The 19,839-nt window shown below is 78.4% G+C and carries 12 protein-coding genes and 2 pseudogenes; 3 read left to right on the top strand and 11 right to left on the bottom strand.

Translation table 11 applies throughout. The features are described from left to right. Positions 1-16 precede the first annotated feature (16 nt). Positions 17-1,141, top strand: a complete 1,125-nt coding sequence (serC, locus tag FHN55_RS11965; RefSeq protein ID WP_218974614.1) for a phosphoserine transaminase — start codon at positions 17-19, stop codon at positions 1,139-1,141. Here the strand turns inward: serC and FHN55_RS11960 are convergent. The 9 genes and pseudogenes from FHN55_RS11960 to FHN55_RS11925 form a co-directional block, all read right to left on the bottom strand. Continuing rightward, entirely contained in the window at positions 1,027-4,053 is a 3,027-nt protein-coding gene (locus FHN55_RS11960) for a BTAD domain-containing putative transcriptional regulator (RefSeq protein ID WP_180357797.1), read from the bottom strand. The two genes, serC and FHN55_RS11960, sit on opposite strands and share 115 nt — an antisense overlap. After that, a complete protein-coding gene (locus FHN55_RS11955) occupies positions 4,008-4,334 on the bottom strand; it encodes a winged helix-turn-helix domain-containing protein (protein ID WP_139712549.1) in 327 nt (108 codons plus the stop codon). The genes FHN55_RS11960 and FHN55_RS11955 overlap by 46 nt, the downstream gene beginning before the upstream one ends. A gap of 6 nt (positions 4,335-4,340) precedes the next feature. Further along, positions 4,341-4,487, bottom strand: coding sequence for a hypothetical protein (locus FHN55_RS22710; RefSeq protein WP_180357796.1), 147 nt, complete (start codon positions 4,485-4,487; stop codon positions 4,341-4,343). Further along, positions 4,484-7,093, bottom strand: a complete 2,610-nt coding sequence (locus FHN55_RS23755) for an AAA family ATPase (protein ID WP_139712548.1) — start codon at positions 7,091-7,093, stop codon at positions 4,484-4,486. The genes FHN55_RS22710 and FHN55_RS23755 overlap by 4 nt, the downstream gene beginning before the upstream one ends. 11 nt (positions 7,094-7,104) lie before the next feature. Further along, positions 7,105-7,704: pseudogene (locus tag FHN55_RS24285) on the bottom strand (BTAD domain-containing putative transcriptional regulator); the annotation flags it as partial. 59 nt (positions 7,705-7,763) lie between these two features. Next, positions 7,764-11,318 (bottom strand): ABC transporter ATP-binding protein, encoded by a 3,555-nt coding sequence (locus FHN55_RS11940; protein WP_139712546.1) that lies wholly within the window; start codon positions 11,316-11,318, stop codon positions 7,764-7,766. Positions 11,319-11,429: 111 nt separating this feature from the next. Further along, a complete protein-coding gene (locus FHN55_RS11935) occupies positions 11,430-12,662 on the bottom strand; it encodes an SAM-dependent methyltransferase (protein WP_139712545.1) in 1,233 nt (410 codons plus the stop codon). Continuing rightward, positions 12,662-14,017, bottom strand: coding sequence for an MFS transporter (locus FHN55_RS11930; RefSeq protein ID WP_139712544.1), 1,356 nt, complete (start codon positions 14,015-14,017; stop codon positions 12,662-12,664). The genes FHN55_RS11935 and FHN55_RS11930 overlap by 1 nt, the downstream gene beginning before the upstream one ends. Then, complete coding sequence (locus tag FHN55_RS11925; RefSeq protein WP_218974605.1) at positions 14,014-14,478, bottom strand: MarR family winged helix-turn-helix transcriptional regulator; 465 nt, start codon at positions 14,476-14,478, stop codon at positions 14,014-14,016. The genes FHN55_RS11930 and FHN55_RS11925 overlap by 4 nt, the downstream gene beginning before the upstream one ends. Before the next feature lie 83 nt (positions 14,479-14,561). Between FHN55_RS11925 and FHN55_RS11920 the strand changes: the two genes are divergently transcribed. Both FHN55_RS11920 and FHN55_RS11915 read left to right on the top strand, forming a co-directional pair. Then, entirely contained in the window at positions 14,562-14,798 is a 237-nt protein-coding gene (locus tag FHN55_RS11920) for a DUF2530 domain-containing protein (protein ID WP_139712542.1), read from the top strand. A gap of 90 nt (positions 14,799-14,888) precedes the next feature. Next, complete coding sequence (locus FHN55_RS11915) at positions 14,889-16,478, top strand: diguanylate cyclase (protein ID WP_139712541.1); 1,590 nt, start codon at positions 14,889-14,891, stop codon at positions 16,476-16,478. 3 nt (positions 16,479-16,481) lie between these two features. On the opposite strand, the gene FHN55_RS11910 is transcribed toward FHN55_RS11915, so the two are convergent. Further along, positions 16,482-17,768, bottom strand: coding sequence for a CapA family protein (locus FHN55_RS11910; protein WP_139712540.1), 1,287 nt, complete (start codon positions 17,766-17,768; stop codon positions 16,482-16,484). Further along, positions 17,765-19,839 (bottom strand): annotated as a pseudogene (locus tag FHN55_RS22705) (hypothetical protein); the annotation flags it as partial. The gene FHN55_RS11910 and the pseudogene FHN55_RS22705, both read right to left, overlap by 4 nt.

The raw sequence follows: 19,839 nt of genomic DNA, 5'->3' as shown, positions 1-19,839 counted from the left end.
CCCCGCTGCCGCGGGTGTGCCCACCATCACCGTCCCGCCGTCGCTGCTGCCCCGCGACGGCCGGTTCGGCTCCGGCCCGTCCAAGGTCCGCGACGACCAGGTGGCCGCCATCGCCGGGGTCGGCCGCACCGTGCTCGGCACCTCCCACCGCCAGCTGCCGGTGCGCTCGCTGGTGGCGCGCACCCGCGCGGGGATGACGGACCTGTTCTCCCTGCCCGACGGCTACGAGGTGGTGCTCGGCAACGGCGGGTCGACCACCTTCTGGGACGTCGCCACCACCTGCCTGGTCCGCGAGCGCGCCCAGCACCTCGTGCTGGGCGCGTTCAGCGAGAAGTTCGCGAAGGCGACCGCGGCGGCCCCGTTCCTCGCCGCCCCCGACGTGCGCCGCTCGGAGCCGTTCAGCGCCCCGGCCGTCGCCGCCGAGCCGGGTGTGGACGCGTACGCCTACCCGCACAACGAGACCTCCACGGGTGTGGTGCTCCCGGTGGTCCGCCCCCGCGGGCTGGCGGACGACGACGACGCGCTGGTGCTCGTCGACGCGACCTCCGCCGCTGGCGGCGTGCCGGTGGACGCCTCGCAGGCCGACGCCTACTACTTCGCCCCCCAGAAGTCCTTCGGCTCCGACGGCGGGCTGTGGCTGGCGCTGCTGTCCCCCGCCGCGGTCGCGCGCGCCGAGGAGCTGCAGCCGGGCCGCTGGGTGCCCGGCTCGCTGGACCTGCTCGCGGCGCTGTCGGAGAGCCGGCGCGAGCAGACGGTGAACACCCCGGCGGTGGCGACGCTGCTCATGCTCGCCGAGCAGGTGGAGTGGATGCTCGACCGGGGCGGCCTGGAGTGGGCGGCGGCGCGGTCGGCGGAGTCGGCCTCGCGCCTGTACGAGTGGGCCGAGGCCAGCCAGTACGCGCGCCCGGCCGTGCGGGACCGCACGCTGCGCTCACCGGTGGTCGGCACCGTCGACCTCGACCCGTCGGTCGACGCCGCCGCGGTGCGGGCGGTGCTGCGCGCCAACGGCGTGGTGGACGTCGAGCCCTACCGCGGGCTCGGCGGCAACCAGCTGCGCGTGGGCATGTTCCCCGCCGTCGACCCGCACGACGTCTCCGCGCTCACGGCGTGCGTCGACCACGTGGTCGAAGCCCTCTCCTGAGCGCTGCTGGGGTCGCGGCGCAGCAGGCCGACGGCGCCGGTCTCCTCCGCCGTGCGCTCGGCCATCTCGCGGTGGCGTGCGACGACGTCGGCCGCCGCGCCCGTCCGCTCCGCGAGCGCCGCGACCTGCAGGTGGACGGCCGGCAGGTAGAACCTCTCCCCCGTGCGGTCGGCGTCGGCCACGGCCCGCTGGGCGGCGGCGAGCGCCTCCTCGTGGCGGCCGGCCGCCGCGAGCACCTCGGCCAGCACGCCGACCATCGGGGAGTCGAACATGTGCCCGCCGGGCAGCTGGGAGAACAGCTGCAGCCCCAGCTCCGACTCGGCGAGGCCCTCCTCGGTGCGCCCGGTGTGCGCCAGCCCCCAGCCGTGCGGGGCGAGGGCGAACGCCAGCAGCTGGTCGAAGCCCTGCTCGCGGGAGATGGCCATGCCCGCCTCGGTGGTCGCCAGCGCCTCCGCGGGCGCTCGCCGGAAGATGCAGCGCCAGCCCTCCAGGATCGTGAGGTAGGCGGAGGTGTAGTCGTGGCCGAGCCGCACGGCCGCCCGCCGCGCCTCCTCGGCACGGACGTGCGCGGCGTCGTCGTCGCCCAGGAGGGTCAGCACGAAGGCGAGCCAGGCCGGAGCCGTCACCACCGGGTGCTGCAGGAAGACCGCGAGGTTGACCCCCTCGAGGTTCTCGTGGGTGAGGACGCCGGCGCGGTGCAGGTGCTCGGCGGCCTCCGGCAGCCGGCCCTGGTGCATCCGCACCTGGCCGAGGGCGTGGTGGTGGGCCAGCAGCAGCACGTCGTCCTGGCGCCGCTGCGCGGCCTGCGCCAGCTCGAAGGCCGCCTGCTCGGCGGCGGGGAAGTCGCCGGAGACCAGCGCGACGCCCCAGGCGCCCCACAGGGCGGACAGGGCGTGCTCGGCGGTGCCCACCTGGGCCACCAGCTCCAGCGCCCGGCGGCGCTCGGCGGCCACCGCGGTGCCGCTGTAGCCGTGCAGCAGCGTCAGCAGGGAGCCCAGGCGCACCCGGACCTCCAGCTCGAGCTCCGCCGCCACCGACCCGGGCACGGAGCCCAGCTGCTCCAGAGCGGTGCGCAGGTGCTGCTCGGCCTCGTCGTGGGCGGCCTCCGCCTCGGCCACCTCGGCGGCCAGCAGGCAGGCGCGCACGGCGCGCTCCGGGTCTCCCACGGCGCCGGCGGCCACGTGGTGGTGCGCCAGCTGGGAGGCCACGCGCGCGAGGTCGCCGGCGTGCTGGACCTCCAGCACGTCCGCGGCGCGGGCGTGCAGCGCAGCGCGGCGCATCGGGCCGGTGGCGGCGAGGAGCACCTCCTGGACCAGCGCGTGGGTGAACTGCTGCCCGCCCTCGGGGGCGGGACGCACGACACCCGCGGCGGTGGCCGTGTCGAGGTCGTCGACGAGGTCGAGCGGGCTGCGCCCCAGCACCCCGGCGAGCAGCCGCACGTCGAGGTCGCGCCCCAGCACCGCCGCCGCGCTGAGCACGGCGGACAGCCCGGCCCCCAGGTGCGCCAGGCGCCGCTCGAGCACGGCCTGGACGCTGCGGGGCACCTCCACGTCGGCGCGGCCGCGGCTGGCTCGCTCCTCGCCCAGCAGGCGCACCAGCTCGGCGATGAAGAAGGGGTTGCCGTTGGTGCGCGCGTGGAGGCGCTGCGCCGCCTCCAGGGCCACCGGCGCGTCGAGCGCCTGCACGGCGTAGCGCTGCACGTCCTGGGGGGACAGCCCCTCCAGGTCGACGCGCACGGCACCGGGCAGGCGGCTGACCAGGGCGAGCACCCGGTCTGACGGGCACCCGCCGTCCAGGGCCCCGCGGCCTTCGGGGTCCCGCACGGTGAGCAGCAGGCACACGGGCGCCGCGACCAGGTGGGCGGCGACGTGCTCGGTGAGCAGCACCGTCTCGGGGTCTGCCCAGTGCAGGTCCTCCAGCACCACCAGCAGCGGTCCGGAGTCCGCCACCACCCGCAGCAGCGCCGTCAGCCCCTCGAACAGGGCGGTGCGGGCGGCCTCGGGAGACCCGGCCGGGCCGCGGGCCTCGTCGCCGGTGCGCAGCGCCTCGAGCAGCAGGGACGCACCGGCCCCGGCGCCGCTCGTCGCGCGCTCGACCGCCTCCGGCCGGGCGTCGGCCAGCGCCCGGACCACCTGGCGCCAGGCCGCGTAGGGCGCGGCGCCGGTGCCGTCCAGGCAGCGCCCCCAGGCGACGAGGCCGCCGTCCGCCGCGGCCTGGTGTCCGACCTCCTCCGCCAGTCGGGTCTTGCCGATGCCGGCCTCACCCACCAGCGCCAGCACGCCCGCGGTGCCGGCGGCAGCGCTGCGCCAGGCGGTCCCGCAGGCGGCGATCTCGGCGGAGCGCCCCACCAGCGCGTCCCGCTCCTGCCCGGCGGCGGGCGCGGCGGGACCGACCGGCCGGGCCGGCCGGGTCGGTCGGGTCGGCCGGGCCGCGGGCGGCGGGTCCAGGGCCGGGTCCTGCCGCAGCACCAGGGCGTGCAGCCGCTGCAGCTGCGGGGACGGGTCGATGCCCAGCTCCTCGGCCAGCACCTCCCGCCCCTGCTCGTACACCTCCAGAGCCCGGGCCTGCTCCCCGCACCGGTACAGCGCCAGGACCAGCGAGCCCCGCAGGCTCTCGCGCAGGGGGTGCTCGGCCACGTCCAGCGGCAGCCGCTCTGCCACCTGGGCGTGCCGTCCGAGCGCCAGGTCCAGCTCGGCGGCCAGCTCCACCGCGGTCAGGCGCAGCGCCTCCAGGCGGGTGACCTCGGCGTCGACCACGCCGGCGCGGACGTCGGCGTACGGCTCACCGCGCCACAGCGCCAGCGCCGCGGTGACGTCGGTGCGCGCCTCCGCGAGGGCGTCCTGCGCGAAGCGCTCGCGCGCCCGGGTCAGCAGCGCGGCGAAGCGGTGGGCGTCCAGGTGGCCCGGCTCCACGCGCAGCCGGTACCCGGGGGCGCCGTCACGAGCACACCGGCGGCGGCACCCAGCCGCTTGCGCGTGCGGGAGACCACCACCTGCAGGGACGTGACCGCTGCCTCGCCGGCGTCCTCCCCCCACACCGCGTCGACCAGGGCGCTCGCGCTGACCGTGCGCCCCGCCTCGGCGAGCAGCACCGCCAGCACCGCCCGCTGCTGCGGTGCCCCGGTGCCCAGGTCGCGCCCGCCGGCGTCCAGCACCCGCAGCGGTCCGAGCACCTCGAACCTCACGCCGTCCACCGGGGCTCAGCCCCCGAGGGCGGGGCCGGCCGCTCCTGCCGCGGCGGGTGGGTCGGCGGCGCTCGGCGGCTCGACCGGGGCGGCGGGGGCCGCGGCGGGTGCGGGTCCGAAGAGCTGCTCGAGGGTGTCGGGGAAGGGGTCGGGTGCGGTCATGCTCCGAGGGTGGAGCCGACCCCTTGCCGTTCGGTTGCCGAGCGCCGCAGGAGCGCCACGGCGCCGGTGCGCTCGGCGACCGCACGGGCCAGCGCCTCGTGCTCGGCGGCCTCCCGAGCCGGAGCGCCGGTGCGGCGCAGGCACTCCGCCAGGGCGCGGTGCACCGCGGGGAGGTAGGGCTCCTCGCCGCGCTCGGTGAGCGCCGCCAGCGACCGACGGCCGGCCTGCAGCGCCTCCTCCCACCGGCCCGCCGCGCCGAGCGCCTCGCAGAGCGCGAACAGCAGGTTGCCCGTCGACGCTCCACCGGGCAGGGACTCGAACACCTCCAGCGCGGCGCGGATCTCCGCCGCTCCGGTCTCGACGGCGCCGGGTCCCCCGGACCTCGCCAGCCCCCACCCGTGGGGTCCGAGGCAGAACGCCTCCAGCTGCTGGAAGCCCTGGGTGCGGGCGGTCTCCCGGCCCTCGTCGCTGACCCTCACCGCCTCCCGGGGCCGGTCGGCGAAGACGTGCCGCCAGCCCTCGAGCACGGCCAGGAAGACCGCGGAGTAGGCGTGCCCGAGGCTGCGCGCCGCGGTGCGGGCCTGCTCGGCGCAGGCGTCGGCGGCGTCGTCCTCGCCCAGCAGGCCGAGCACCAGGGCGAGCCACCCGGGTGCGGACACCAGCGGGTGCTCCAGCAGCTCGACGGGGGTGACGCCGCCGCGGCGCCCGGCGGCCAGGTCCGCCGCGAGCGCTGTGGCCAGCTCCAGCTCGGCGCGGGCCGCGGCGATGCGGCCGGTCTGGACGTGCACGACGCCCTTGCCGTGGTGGTGGGCCAGGCGCAGCTGGTCGTCCTGCCAGCGCTCGGCCACCCGGCCCATCTCGTCGGCCTGCTCGTCGGCCGCGGTGAAGTCGCCGCGGAAGATGGCCGACCACATGGCCCCCCACAGCGTCGACAGCCGCTGCTCCGGGGTGCCCACGAGCGCCACCAGCTGCTGCGCGCGGCGCTGCTGGGCCAGCACGTCGGCGGCGCCGTAGCCGTGGACGAGCGAGGCCAGGGCGGCCAGGCGCACCCGCACCTCGAGCTCCAGCTCGCTCGACCGGGACCCGCCGCCGCTGGGCACCAGCTCCAGCGCGGTGGTCAGGTGCCGCTCGGCGTCGGCGTAAGCCGTGTCGGCCAGCGCCGTCGAGGCGGCGAGCAGGCAGGCCCGCACCGCGCGCTCGGGGTCTCCCACGGCGCCGGCGGCCACGTGGTGGTGCGCCAGGCGCGCCGCCACCCGGGCGAGGTCACCGGCGTACTGGGCCTCCAGCACGTCGGCGGCGCGGGCGTGCAGCGCGGCCCTCCGCATCGGCCCGGTGGCCGCCAGCAGGACCTCCTGCACGAGCGCGTGGGTGAACTGCTGCTGACCAGCCGCGCCCGCGGACCGGAGCACGCCCGCGGTGGCCGCGGCGTCCAGCGGCTCCAGGAGGTCGAGCGGGCTGCGGCCCAGCACACCGGCGAGCAGCCTGACGTCGACGTCCCGCCCCAGCACCGCAGCCGCGCTCAGCACCGCGCGCAGGTCGGAGCCGAGGTGGGCCAGGCGCCGCTCCAGCACGGCGTGCACGCTGCGAGGCACCTCGACGTCGGCGCGCCCGGCCACCGCCCGCTCCTCGCCCAGCAGGCGCACCAGCTCAGCGATGAAGAAGGGGTTGCCGTTGGTGCGCGCGTGCAGGCGCTGCGCCACGGACGCGTCGACGGCCACCTCCAGGCGCGAGGCGGCGTAGCGCTGCACGTCGTCGGGGGACAGACCCACGAGCTGCACGCGCTCACCGGTGGGCAGCCGGCTCACCAGCTCGAGCACCCGGTCCGTCGCCTCCGCCGCGCCCGGCTCGGGGTCGCGGACGGTGAGCAGCGCGCACAGCGGAGCCCGCGCCGCGCGGGAGACGACGTGCTCGGTGAGCTGCACGGTCTCGGGGTCGGCCCAGTGCAGGTCCTCCAGCACCAGGAGCAGCGGCCGCTCGGCGGCCAGGACCTCCAGGAAGGCGGTCACGCCCTCGAAGAGGTGGGTGCGGGCGACCTCCGGAGACGCCGCGGGGACCGCGGCGGAGGCGCCTCCGGCACCGGGCAGCAGCACCAGGGCCCCGGCCCCGCGGCCAGCGCTGGCACGGGCGACGGACTCCGGCCCGCGGCTGTCCGCGAGCGCCTGCACCACCTGCCGCCAGGGCGCGTACGCCGCGCTGCCCCCGCCGTCCAGGCAGCGGCCCCACACGAGCTCGGCGCCGCCGGCGCTGGCCCGCTGCCCCACCTCCTCGGCGAGGCGGGTCTTGCCGATCCCGGCCTCCCCGACCACGGCCACCGCCGTCGGCCGTCCCGACAGGGCGGTCCGCCAGGCCGCGGTGCACGCGTCGACCTCGGCCGCGCGGCCCACGAGCGCGTCCGGCGCGCCCGCCGCCACCTGGCCGGACACCGGGGACGGCGGGGGCGGGGTGCTCGGGCTGGGCCGGTCGACGGGCGGGTCGAGGGCCGGGTCCTGCCGCAGCACCAGGGCGTGCAGCCGCTGCAGCTGCGGGGACGGGTCGATGCCCAGCTCCTCGGCCAGCCCTCCCGCCCCTGCTCGTACACCTCCAGCGCGCGGGCCTGCTCCCCGCACCGGTACAGCGCCAGGACCAGCGAGCCCCGCAGCCCCTCCTGCAGCGGGTGCTCGGCCACCTCGGAGGGCAGGCGGCCGGCCACCTGGGCGTGCCGTCCGAGCGCCAGGTCCAGCTCGGCGGCCAGCTCCACCGCGGTCAGGCGCAGCGAGACCAGGCGCGCGACCTCGGCGTCGACCACGCCGGGACGGACGTCGGCGTACGGCTCACCGCGCCACAGCACCAGCGCGGCGGTGACGTCGGCCCGTGCCTGGACCAGCGCGTTCTGGGCGAACCGCTCCCGGGCGCGCGCCACGAGCGCGCCGAAGCGCCGCGCGTCGACGTCGTCGTCGTCCACCTGGAGCCGGTAGCCGGGGGGCGCGGTGACGAGCAGCGCCGGACCCGCCGGGCCGAGGCGCTTGCGCAGCCGCGACACGACCACCTGCAGGGAGGTGCCCGCCGCGTCGCCGGCGTCCTCGCCCCACACCGCGTCGACCAGCGCGGCGGTGCTCACGGTGCGGCCGGCGTCGGCCAGCAGCGCGGCCAGCACCGCCCGCTGCTGCGGCGCCCCTGTGCCCACGTCGGCGCCGACCCCGTCCAGGACGCGCAGCGCTCCCAGCACCTCGAACCTCATCGCCGTCCCCCCGCGCGACCGTCCTGGTCAGGGCCGGACCGTACCGCCACCGGCGGGTGTCACCCGGCCAGGTGGCCCCACTCCTCGGACAGCTCCGACCACGCACCCGTGGCCGCCACCTGGCCGTCCTCGAGGACGACGACGACGTCGGCCAGCGCGAGCGCGCTGCGCTTGGCGCTGCAGCCGACCACCGTGGCGCCCCGCTCGCGCAGCGCCGACCAGAGCTCCAGCTCGGTCCTGGCGTCCAGCGCCGACGACACGTCGTCGGCGACGACGAGCTCGGCCTCGGTGGCCAGGGCCCGCGCGAGCGCCAGGCGCTGCACCTGCCCGCCGGACAGGCGCACGCCGCGGTGCCCGACCAGCGCGCCGGTGCCGCCGGCCTCGCGGACGTCCCGGTCGAGCCGGGCGTCGCGGATGGCGCTGCCGAGGGCCACCGAGCCGCGCTCGTGGCCTAGCGTGACGTTGTCGGTGAAGGTCCCGGACAGCACGCGCGGCACCTGGGCGACGTGCGCGACCTGCCCGGGCCGCAGGAACAGCTGCGGGTCGCCCACCTCGGCGTCGTTCCACCGGATGGCGCCCTCGTGGTCGACCAGGCCCACGAGCGAGGACAGCAGGCTGGACTTGCCGGAGCCGACCCTGCCCACGAGCAGCACCAGCGAGCCCGCCTCGACCTCCAGCGACACGTCGCGCACCCCGACGGTGCCGTCGTCGTGGACGGCGGTGACGCCGTCGAGCACCAGCCGCTGCAGCGGCACCCGTCCGGCGGGCTCCGGCGCGGGCGCCGCGCCGGTCACCAGGTCCACCGAGGGCGGCAGGTCCACGAGGTCGGCGCGGCCGGCCAGCTCGCTGGCGGCGCGCAGCCACGTGCGGGCGATGGGCAGCTCCACCACGGCGGCGCCCGCCACGATGCCGAACCAGCCGAAGCCGGAGACGGCTGTGGAGACGGCCAGGGCGGTCCCCAGGCCCCACGCGCCCGTGAGGAAGAGCACCCACGCGGCCACCACGCCCACCTGCACGAGCACGCCCGGCACGCCCTCCAGGAGGCTGCGGATGCGCTGCTCGCGCACGCTCGCCTCCACGCGGCGCGCGTCGACGGCCTGCAGGTGGCCCTGGACGGCGTGCACGGCCGCGGCCAGCTTCACCGTGCGCACCGCGTCGAGGGCGCTCACCAGCTCCTTGCCGAAGCGGGCGCGCTCGTCACCGGCCAGGCGGCCGGCGCGGCCCGCGGCGGGGGCGCCCGCGGCGGCCGTCAGCGCCGACAGCGCCAGCACGCCGCCCGCCACGAGGGCCGCGACGGCGCTGCCGTTGAACAGGCCGGTGGCCAGCACCGCCGCCGCACCGATGAAGACGTCCACCCAGCGGTCGCAGTAGATGACCAGCCGGTCGCTGTCGAGGGCGCGGGCGGCCACCTCGCCCGGCGGGGTGCGGCGCAGGCGCCGCTGCTCGGTCTGGCCGCGCAGCACCGCCAGCCGCAGCCGCAGCGTGGCCGCGGACCACCACATCGGGTAGACGCGGAACGCGAGCGCGATGCCCACCGGGGTGAGCAGCAGGCAGGTCGCCACGAGGGCTGCGAGCAGCCACGGCTGCCCGGCCTGCTGGCCGTCGAGCACGACGACGAGGCGCCCCCACGCCCAGCCGGTCAGCGCGCCGTAGGCGCCGAGCAGCGTCACGGCGAGGAAGGCGAAGGTGCCGACCACGCCCCACTGCGGGTGCACCACGAGCAGCTTGGCCACCTGCCGCGCCAGGCTCGGGCGGGGTGCGGGAGGCGCCGGGCGGGGCTCGCGGCGCTCGCGCCGCGTGACCAGCGCGGCGGACGCCGCCGACGGCGCCGGCGCTGCCACCGCGACGGCGGTCGCGCCGCCCGCAGGGCCGCCGCCGCCGGCCGCGCTCGTCGTCGTCCCGGGGCCGCTGGAGGGCGCGCGCTCGGAGCCGGAGGCCACGAGCAGGTCGCGGAAGGGTCCCAGCGTGGTGGCGAGCGCGGCGCGCGGGCCGTGCTGGACCAGCCGGCCGGAGTCGAGCACGGCCACCGCGTCGCACCAGCGGGTGGTGGACAGGCGGTGGGCGATGACCACGCCGGTGCGCCCCGCCAGCAGGCGCTGGGAGGCGCGGGTGACCAGCTGCTCGGTCTGCGGGTCCATGCGGGCGGTGGCCTCGTCGAGGACGACGACGCGCACGTCGCGCACGAGCAGCCGGGCGAAGGCCACCAGCTGCTCCTCCCCCGCGGACAGGGTGGCGCCGGACGCGCCGAGGCGGGTGTCGAGCCCGTCCGGCAGCGAGGCGACCCACTCGCTGATGCCGAGGTCGGCCAGGGCCCGCTCGACGCGCTCGCGCGGGACGGGGGCGAAGAGCGTGATGTTGTCCTCGAGGGTCGCCGAGAGCACCTCGGTGCGCTGGGTGACCACGCCGACCGCGCGGCGCAGGGAGCCGAGCTCGGTGGCCACCACGTCCTGCCCGGCGACGAGCACGGTGCCGGCCGGCGGCTCCACGGCCCGCGAGAGCAGCTTGGCGAAGGTCGACTTGCCGGCGCCGCTGCGCCCGACCACCGCGCAGGAGGTGCCGGCGGGCACCACGAGGGAGTCGATGGCCAGGGTGAAGCCCTCGCCGTAGGTGAAGCGCAGGCCGCGGACCTCCACGCCGTCGCGCACCGGGTCACCCGACGGCGCCGGCACGGGGGCTCCGTCGGAGGGCTCGCGCTCGGCGGCCATGAGCGAGCGGATGCGGGTGAGCGCACCGAGGCCCTCCTGCACCTCGGGGAGGTGGTTGGCCACCTCCCCGAGGCGGCCGACGAAGGTGGTGACGAGCAGCCACTGGGTGATGAGCAGCGGCAGGCCCAGCTGCCCGCCGGTGACCAGCCACACGCCGACCAGCGCGAGCGCGGCGAGCAGCGCGTGCAGCACGAGGCCCGTGCGCAGGCCGACGGCGGTGGCGGCGCGGCAGGTGCGCGCGCAGCGGCGCAGCACCTCGGCGGAGCGCGCGGAGAACTGCGCGAGCACGTGCGCCTGGCCGAGGGAGGTGCGGACGTCGTCGCGGCCGGCGACGGACTCCTCCAGCTGCGTGGCGGAGTCGGACCAGGCCAGCTCCTCCTCCGTCTTGCGCGCGGCCACCACCGGCGTGAGCCGGTGCACCCACAGGTAGGCGAGGGCCGCGACCAGCGGGAAGGCGAACCAGGCGGGCCAGAACGTCAGGCCGGCCACCACCCAGGCCAGCACGGAGCGCAGCAGCGCGCGGCCCAGCTGCCAGCCGGTCTGGCGGACCAGCTGGGCCAGCTGGCGGGTGTCGTCGTCGACCCTGTCGAGCAGCTCGCCGACGCCCTGGGACTCCAGGGTGGTCAGCGGCTGGCGCAGCGCGGCGTCGAGGAGGTCCGAGCGCAGCCGCCCCTCGGCGCGGCCGACCACGGTGGAGAAGCCGGTGCGCCCGACCATGTCGAGCACGGCGGAGCCGACGAGCAGCGCCGCGAGCAGCGCGACGGCGCCCGTGGTCGGTCCGCCCGCCAGCGAGCCGGCCACCACGGTGCCGACCGTCTCGGCCACGGCCGCGACCACGGCGAGCGCCAGGGCGGTGGCGCTGCCCCAGCCGGACAGCCGCCGCCACGTCAGCGGCGCGTGCTCGCGCACAGGGCGACCTCCTCGGAGGGCGGGTGGGGGGAGGGAGGCCCCGGCGGTGCGCCCGGTGCCGTTGTGACGCTACAACCGCCCTCCGACGGCCCGCCTCCCCTTTTCGCCCCGTCAGGGGGCGAGGCGCTCGGCGATCGCGGGCCGCACCCGCCACGACGCCGCCAGCTCCTCCAGCTCCCGCTGCGCCGCGTCGCGCGCCGCGGCCGGCGCGGGCCGCGGGGGGAGCACGGCCCGCAGCAGGGCGTTGCGCGGCGTGTGCCTGCTGTCGACGAACTCCACGACGTCCACCCGGTACCCCCGGGCGCGCAGCGCGGCGGCGCGCAGGGAGTCGGTGAGCACGTCGGCGAAGCGCTCCCGCAGGATCGGGGAGGAGACCAGCGCGTCCTGCGCGGCCGGCAGGGACGAGGCCGCCGTGCCCGCGCCGGCGGCCACCAGCTGGCGCTGCACGTCGCGGTGGCAGCAGGGCGCGGCGAGCACCACGGGAGCCTCCCAGGCGGCGGCGCGGGCGAGCGCGTCGTCGGTGGCGGTGTCGCACGCGTGCAGCGCCAGCACCACGTCGGGCGGACCGCCGAGCAGGTGCGTCGGGTCGGCGTCGGCGATGGTGCCGGCCGCGAAGACCAGCCCGTCCACGCCCGCCGCCGCAGCGCGCTCGGTGGAGCGCTGCACGAGGTCGGCGCGCAGCTCCACGCCCACGGTCCGCGCCCCGGCGGGACGGCCGGCGAGCCAGCGCTGCGCCGCGAGGGTGAGGTAGGCGTTGCCGCAGCCCAGGTCGACCACGCGCAGGGGCCTGTCGGCGGCCAGGCCCTCCGGGAGCGCGGCCGAGAGCTGGCGCAGGAACGCGTCCACCTGGCGGCGCTTGTCACCGCCGGCGCCCAGCACGGCGAAGAGCGGGTCGCCGGGGTCGAGGAGGTGCTCCTTGCGACGGTCGTTCGCGAGATCGCCGCCAGGGCGAGCACCGGCGCCGGGACCAGCGGTCGCCGCGGTCCGGCCGACGGTCGCCAGGCCCTTCTTGGTCACCTGGACCTGCACCGCACCGGCGGCCGTCTCGGCGTGCCAGGTGGCGAAGGGCAGCGCCAGCAGCGCGTCGAGGGCCTCGTCGTCGACGGAGCCGGCGGGTCCCTGCACCCGCAGGTTGCGCGTGCGGACCACGGGACCGGTGCGCTCGGTGACCTGCAGGTGCCGCACGCCGCGCAGCAGCACCGGACGCACCTCCACCCGCTCCGGGCGGTCCGCCACCGCCTCGGTCCCGCGCCGGCGCCCACCGGCCGTGGCGCGCACGAAGGACTCCTCCAGCAGCGACGACCTCACCGCGGCCAGCGCCTCGGGCAGCTCGACCAGCGCCATCAGGCCACCTCCCGCCTCGCGCCGGACGCGACCGGCTCGCGCAGCGCCGCCGGAGCGGGCTCCTCCAGCGAGCCGACCTCCACCAGCAGGTGGGGCCGCTCGTGCAGGCGGTAGTGCACGTGCACCTCCTGGCGCCGGGAGACCACCAGGACGACGACGGCGGCCGCGACCAGCGCGGCGATGCCGCCGACGGCGATGGACCAGCGCGGGCCGGCCACCTCGCCGATCCAGCCGACCAGCGGTGCCCCCAGCGGCGTGGTGCCGGCGAAGACGGCCATGTACAGCGCCATGACGCGGCCGCGCAGCTCCGGCGGGGTGGTCATCTGCACGGTGGCGTTGGCGGCGGTCATCAGCGTGAGCGCCGACAGGCCCACGGGGACGAGCGCCACGGCGAACGTCCAGTACCCGGGCATCACCGAGGCGAGGATCGCGAAGACGCCGAACGCCGTCGCCGCGCCCACGACGAGGCGCAGCCTCGGCTGCTCGCGCCGGGCGGCCAGGAGCGCTCCGGTGAGCGAGCCGATCGCCATGATCGAGCCGAGCAGCCCGTAGCTGTCCGCCCCCAGGCCGAACTCCACCCTGGCCATGAGCGCGGTGGTCATCTGGAAGTTCATCCCGAACGCCCCGACCAGGCCCACCACCAGCAGGATGAGCATGACGTCGGGCCGGCTGCGCACGTACGCCAGCCCCTCGCGGGTGGCGCCGCGACCCCGCCCGCGCCGGGGTGCGGGCACCAGCTCGCTGCGGCGCATGAGCGCCAGCGAGGTGCACGTGGCGGCGAACGTGACGGCGTTGATGAGGAAGACCCACCCCGTGCCGACGGCGGCGATGAGCAGTCCGGCGACGGCGGGCCCGATGAGCCGGGCGCCGTTGAAGGAGGCGCTGTTGAGGCCCACCGCGTTGGCGAGCATGCCGTGCGGCACGAGGGAGGTGACGAACGTCTGGCGCACCGGGGCGTCGAAGGCGCTCGTCACGCCGAGCAGGCCGGCGAGCACGTAGACCTGCCACAGCTGCGGGTCCCCGAGCACCACGAGCAGGCCGAGCAGCAGCGCCCAGGTGCCCATGAGCGCCTGCGTCACCGCCAGCACCGCGCGCTGGGGGAACCTGTCGGCCACGGCGCCCGTCAGCGGGCCGAGCACGAGCTGCGGCCCGAACTGCAGCGCCGTCGTGATGCCCACGGCCACCGCGCTGTTGTTCGTGAGCTGGGTCAGCACCAGCCAGTCCTGGGCGACGCGCTGCATCCAGGTGCCGACGTTGGACACGATGGCGCCGCCCGCCCAGATCCGGTAGTTGCGGACCGTGAGCGAGCGGAAGGTCGGCGCGAGGGCCCGGCCGGTGCTGGCGAGGACTGTCATCGGGTGGCGATCTCCTGCAGGAGGGCGGCGGCGCGGGCGAGGGTCGCGCGGTCCTCGAGGCCGAGCGCGGCGAGCTGCTCGGCGAGCCACGCGTCGCGGCGGCGGCGCGTCTCGTGGACGTGGCGGGTGCCCGCCTCGGTGAGGACGACGAGCAGCTGGCGCCCGTCGTCGGGGTGCGGGGTGCGGCGGGCCAGGCCCGCCTCCTCAAGGGCGGTGACGGTGCGCGTCATGGAGGGCGGCTGGACGTTCTCGTGGTCGGCCAGGGCGCGCAGGCTCTGCGGCCCGCGGCGGTCGAGACCGGCGAGCACCGAGTACTGGGCGTCGGTGATGTCGCTGCTGCTGCGCTCGCGCCGCAGGCGGCGGGCCAGGCGCATGGCGCCCACGCGCAGCTCGGCAGCCAGCGGCGCGGGCCTGCAGCGGGTGGGTGCCACCCGGGGCGCGGGAGCGGCGGCCTGGGTCACGTGATGAGCATAAGTCATTACTGTTGCTAACGGTAGCCCGAGGCCACCGCATTCCCGCCGGCCCGCGCCCTAGCCTGGTACGCGTGCGGTTCTACCTGCGGCGCGAGGAGCGCCTCCCCGCCCCCGGGCCACCGCCCGGCGACGACCGCCGCCCCTTCGGCACGATCACCCTCGCCTGGCTGGTGCTGCTCGTGGCCGGCCTGCTCCTCCACGGCTGGCTGAGCAGCACCGGGCGCACCTGGTGGCTGTGGACCTGCGCCGCCGGCGCCGGTCTGGGCCTCCTGGCGCTGGCGCGGGAGAACCGCCGCCGGCGCCGCTGAGCGCCGGCGTCCCCCGCCCGCGTCCCCACCTCGGAGGACCGGCACCCCCTCCTGGCAGACCCGCGACCTGCCGATGATCACGGGGTGGCGGTGGCGTGGACGGCAGTGCTCACGGCGTGCGCGCTGTGCTGCGCCGTCGCGGCGACCCTCGCCTGGCGGCGCCCCGAGCGCGGCGCGGCCCGGACCTACGCCCTCGGCAGCGGCGGCGCCACCCTGTGGTGCGCGGCAGGCGCCGGGCTCAGCACCGCCACCGACCTCCGGACGGTGGCGGCGCTGCGGCTGCTCGCCACCGCGGGAGCGCTGGCCGTGGCGGCCGGCGCGTACTGGCTGGCCCGCACCGGCGACGCGCCCCACCGGCGCCCCGGCCCGCTCGACCTGGCCGTGCTCGTGCTCCCCCCGCTGCTGGTGCTGCCCGCGCTGGCGGCCAACCCGTGGCACCAGCTGCTCTACACCGACTCCCCCGGCGCGGCGGGCTCGCCGGACCGCTGGGCCGACGGACCGCTCTACCCGGCGGTCGTCGCCGCGCTCGGGGTCCCGGCCGGCCTGTCGCTGGTGCACCTGGCCCGCGGGCTGGTCCGCTCCCCCGCCGTCTACCGGCCGCACCTGCGCACGCTGCTGGTCTGCGCGCTCGCGGTGACCGCCGGCGTGGTCGTCTCGCTGGGCCGCACCACAGCGGACCAGCACGTCGACCTCGTACCCCTCGCCCTGGCGGCGGCCTCCCTGGTCGCGGTGCGCGGCATGCTGCGCCGCGAGATGCTCGCCGTGCTCCCGCTGGTCCGCACCCAGGTGCTCGAGGACCTCCCGGACGCCCTGCTCGTCACGGACGCCCGCGGGACCGTGGTGGACCTCAACGCCTCCGGCCGGCGGCTGCTCGAGCGCCTGGCCGCCCCAGGGGCGGCGCCGGACCCCGAGGGCGCCCTGGGCCGCCCCCTCGCCGACGTCGCGCCCTTCCTCCCCCCGCTGAGCACCACGACGGCGGCGGTCGGCGCACAGGTCTCGCCGATGCCCGGGCTCCACCTCGACGTGCGCGTCAGCACCATCCGCACCCGCCGCGGCGTCGTGGCGGGCCGCGCGGTGCTGCTGCGCGACGTCAGCGAGGTGGTGGAGCGCCGCCTGGCTGCGGAGAGCACCTCCCGCCGCCTCGCCGACGAGGCCGTGCGCGACCCCCTGACCGGGCTGCTGAACCGCCGCGGCCTCCACGCGGCGGCGGCGGCCCTCCCCCCGGGGGCGCCGCTCGCGGTGGTCATCGTGGACGTCGACCACTTCAAGGCGGTCAACGACACGCACGGCCACGACGCCGGTGACGCCGTGCTGCTGGTCCTGTCCGCCGTGCTCGCCGACGCCGCCGTCGAGCACCTGCCCGACGGCGCGTGCGCCTCCCGGCTGGGCGGGGAGGAGTTCGCCCTGCTGCTGCCGGGCCTGGACGCCCCGGCCGCCACGGCCGTGGCCGAGCGGGTGCTCGCCGGCGTGCGCGCCGCCTCCGCGCAGTCACCGCTGACGGCGGCGGTCATCCGCGTCACCGCCTCGGCCGGCGTCGCCGCTGCGGTGGGGCGCCCGGCGTCCTCGCTCATGCGCGACGCCGACGCGGCCCTCTACACCGCCAAGCGGGCGGGTCGGGACCGCGTCGTCCTCTCCGGGGACGGGGCGGTGGACGGGGCGGTGGCCGGGGCGGTGGCCTGAGCGTCAGCCGGAGGCCGACGCCGACGCGCCCGGCTCCGACGGGCTCGCCGCCGGCGGCTCGGGCTCCGTGCGGGAGGCCGTCGGGGTGGCGCTGGGCCCGGCCGGCGCGCTCGGCGGCGCCGAGGACGCCCCCGGGCCGCCGTCGTCCCCGCCGTCCCCGCCGTCCCCGCCGTCCCCGCCGTCGTCACCGGTGACCCGCTGCTGCGCCGGCGCCGAGGGGGTGCTCCCCGAGGCGCACGCGCGCCCGAGGTCGACCAGCTCGTCGGGGCTGCGCCCGCCGGCGGTCGCCGTGGCCCCGGTCAGCAGCTCGGGCTTGCCGGACCGGATGACCGCCGGGTGCCACCGGCTGCCCTGCGCGCCGTCGCGGCCGACCTCCACGGTGAGCACGCCGGTCTGCGTGCCGAGGGTGTTGCCGGGCTTGGCGTAGAAGTGGAAGTTGCCCAGCCCGTACGCCACGAGGGCCGAGCCGACCTCGCCGGTCGGCTGCAGCACGTGGGCGTGGCTGCCCACCACCACCGACGCCCCCGCCTCGGCGAGGTCGGCGGCCAGCGAGCGCTGCCGGGCGGTGGGGCACTGCACGCGCTCGGTCCCCCAGTGGAGGAAGACGACGACGACGCGCCCCGCCTGCGCCTCGTCCCGCACGTCCTCGAGGAGCCGGTCGGAGTCCTTGGCGGAGGCCAGGCCGGGCTTGGTGGCGGTGGCGGTCCACGCCGTCTGCACGGAGGTGTCGATGACGTCGGTGGCGGCGATCACCGAGACCGGCACGCCCTGCGGCTCCAGGCGCAGCGGGCGGAAGGCGTCGTCCACGTCCTCGCCGGCGCCGAGCACCGGCAGCCCCGCCTCGCGCCCGGCCTCCAGCGTGTCCTGCAGGCCGGAGGCGCCGTAGTCCATCCCGTGGTTGTTCGCGAGCGTCACCGCGTCGACCCCTGCGGCCTCCAGCGCGGCCACCGCCCTCGGCGGGGCGCGGAACGCGAACTGCTTGTCCACCCGCGTGCCGCCCGTGGTGACGGCCGTCTCGAGGTTGACCAGGGCCACGTCGGCCTGCGCGAGCACGTCGAAGGCGCTGCCCAGGTCGGTGGTCGACGACGACGACCCCTCGAAGTGCACGTCCCCGGCGAAGGCCAGCACGGCCGTGCCGCCCTGGTGGGCCACGCCGTCGGCGCCGGTGGTGGTGGCGGCGCTGCTCGGCGTCTCGGCGGCGTCGGGGTCAGGGTCGGCGCCGGCGGGGCTGCAGGCCGCGAGCGCCAGCGCCGCCGCCGCGGCGAGCAGCGGCCCCGGGCGCCGGGTCACGCGCGCCCCCCGGCGGCGTCCTCGACCAGCGCGGCGGCCGCGCGGCCGGGCTCGGCGAGCAGCTCGGCCACCAGCGCCCGCGCCTCCCACCGTCCCGCCGCGAGCGCCAGGCCGCGGGCCAGCCCGTCGGCCGTGGTGGCGCGGACGTCGGCCGCCTCACCGCGCCCGCTCACCCACCACGCCACGTCGTGGCCGTCCACCCCCAGCGCGTCGTGCTCGGTCCAGCGCGCCGGGCAGCCGGGCAGCGCGGAGCGCACCTGCGGCGGCACCGCTGCCGTCGTCGTCGGACCCACGGGGTCCACTGTGCCCGGTGCGAGCTCGCTGGACAGCGAGATCTCGAGCACGTCGGCCAGCGCGGCGGCCAGGTCCGCCCCCGCCACGAGGCGCGCGCCGAGGTCGGTGCGCTGAGCCCAGCACGGGTCGTCCACCACCGCGGCGGCCTCGGCGGGCACCACGACGACGGCGCCGCCGGCGTCCAGCGCGAGCACGTGCGCGGGCGGCTCGAGCGCGGCCCCCAGGTCGCCGTCGGCCAGGGCAGCCCGCGCCAGCGCCCGCCACAGCGGCAGCAGGGCCGCCGCCCCCAGCGGGCCCGCCAGCGCAGCGGGCACCGGCGCGGCGCCTCCGTCGGGGCCGGAGGCGCCGTCGAGCACCCGCTGCCAGCCGTCGGCGTCGAGGTCGTCCGCGTCCGCCACCATCCCGAGGACCCGCCCCAGCGCGGGCTCCACCGCCCGGGCCCACGCGGGCGCCGGCGGGAGCACCGCCGCGAGCCCCTCCCCGCAGCCCGGGCCGGCGCAGCCCGCCAGGCCCAGCTCGGCGCGCAGCCAGCCGGCGCTCGGCGTCGCCACGTCCACCGCGGACCCGTCGGGGCGCACCACACGCACGGGTCCCAGCACGGCGGTGCGCAGCGCGGGGACCGACGCCAGGTGCTCCAGCAGCGGCCCCTGCGCGCCCTCGCGCAGCAGGTCGAGGTCGCGCACGGCCACCACGCCGGTGGCGACCGCGCCGTCACCGGCGCGCGCCAGCACCTGCGCCAGCCACTCCTCGCCGCCGGCCACGTCGAGGAGCTCCTCCGGCGGGTCGTGCGGGTCGACGTCGCCGAGCGGCAGCAGTGCGAGCGCCCCGGCCACGCCGACGGCGGCCAGCACCGGCTCGCCCCAGCGGGCGAGCAGCTCGGGGTGGACCGGGGCCACCTCGTCGGGGTCGAGCAGCTCGGCCGCCACCGAGCCCGGCAGCACCAGCCCCGCCGCGGGGAGCACCTCTCCGGTGCCGGCCCGCAGCGGCAGCTCCGCGAGGGCGGGCAGGTCCCCCGGTGCCAGGCCCTGCGTGCTCACGGCGTCGGCGACGAGCGCGAGCAGGGACCCCACGCGCCCGTCGTCGTCGTCGAGATCGCGGACCAGCTCGGCGACCTCCGGCGCCGCCAGCAGCTCCCGCGGGCCGGCGAGCTGGGCGCCGAGCGCCGTGAGCAGCCGCACGGCGGCGGGCTCGGCGGCCACCGCGGGGTGCGCGAGCCGCAGCCCCGCCGCGGCCAGCTCCACCAGAGCGCCCTGCGCGACCGCGGGGTGCGGCAGCACCACGCCGCGCGGCGACGGCGCGGTGCGCCCGTCCGCCAGGGGCACCCGCAGCACGGCCAGCTGCTCGCGGGCGGCCGGGTCGGCGGCCGCGGGGGCCAGCGCCACGACCGCTGCGCACCAGGCGGCGGGCTCGGCGGGCAGCACCTCGGCCACCTCGGCCAGGCCCACCCGGCGCACGCCCAGCACCTCCAGCGCCCCGCGGGCGCGCCGCGGGGCCGCGACCAGGCCCCCGACCAGCCCGGCGAGCGCGGCGAGCGCGGTCGGGTCGTCGGCGAGCGGGCCGTCGTCGAGGGCCTGGGCGCGGTCGGGCCGGAGCGGCTCGCCGCCCTCGACGGGCCGCAGCACGCGCTCGGCCCCGAGCGCGTCGGTCGCCGCGGCGCGCACCGCGGCGTCGACCCACCCGGCGGCCAGGCCCACGGGCACGGCGTCGAGCACGTCCTGCCCGGCGAGCGCCCGCTCCGCCAGCAGCGCGGCGTACGCGGCGCCGGCCTCGCGCAGCA

It is taken from the genome of Streptomyces sp. NP160 (genome assembly GCF_006335115.1).
GTDB lineage: Bacteria > Actinomycetota > Actinomycetes > Actinomycetales > Quadrisphaeraceae > Quadrisphaera.
This window is presented reverse-complemented; position numbering and strand designations above follow the sequence as displayed.

Coding starts and splice junctions, on each gene's coding strand:
- FHN55_RS22710 (WP_180357796.1), bottom strand. CDS start 4,487: ATGACCGCACCCGACCCCTTCCCCGACACCCTCGAGCAGCTCTTCGGA.
- FHN55_RS11935 (WP_139712545.1), bottom strand. CDS start 12,662: ATGGCGCTGGTCGAGCTGCCCGAGGCGCTGGCCGCGGTGAGGTCGTCG.
- FHN55_RS11930 (WP_139712544.1), bottom strand. CDS start 14,017: ATGACAGTCCTCGCCAGCACCGGCCGGGCCCTCGCGCCGACCTTCCGC.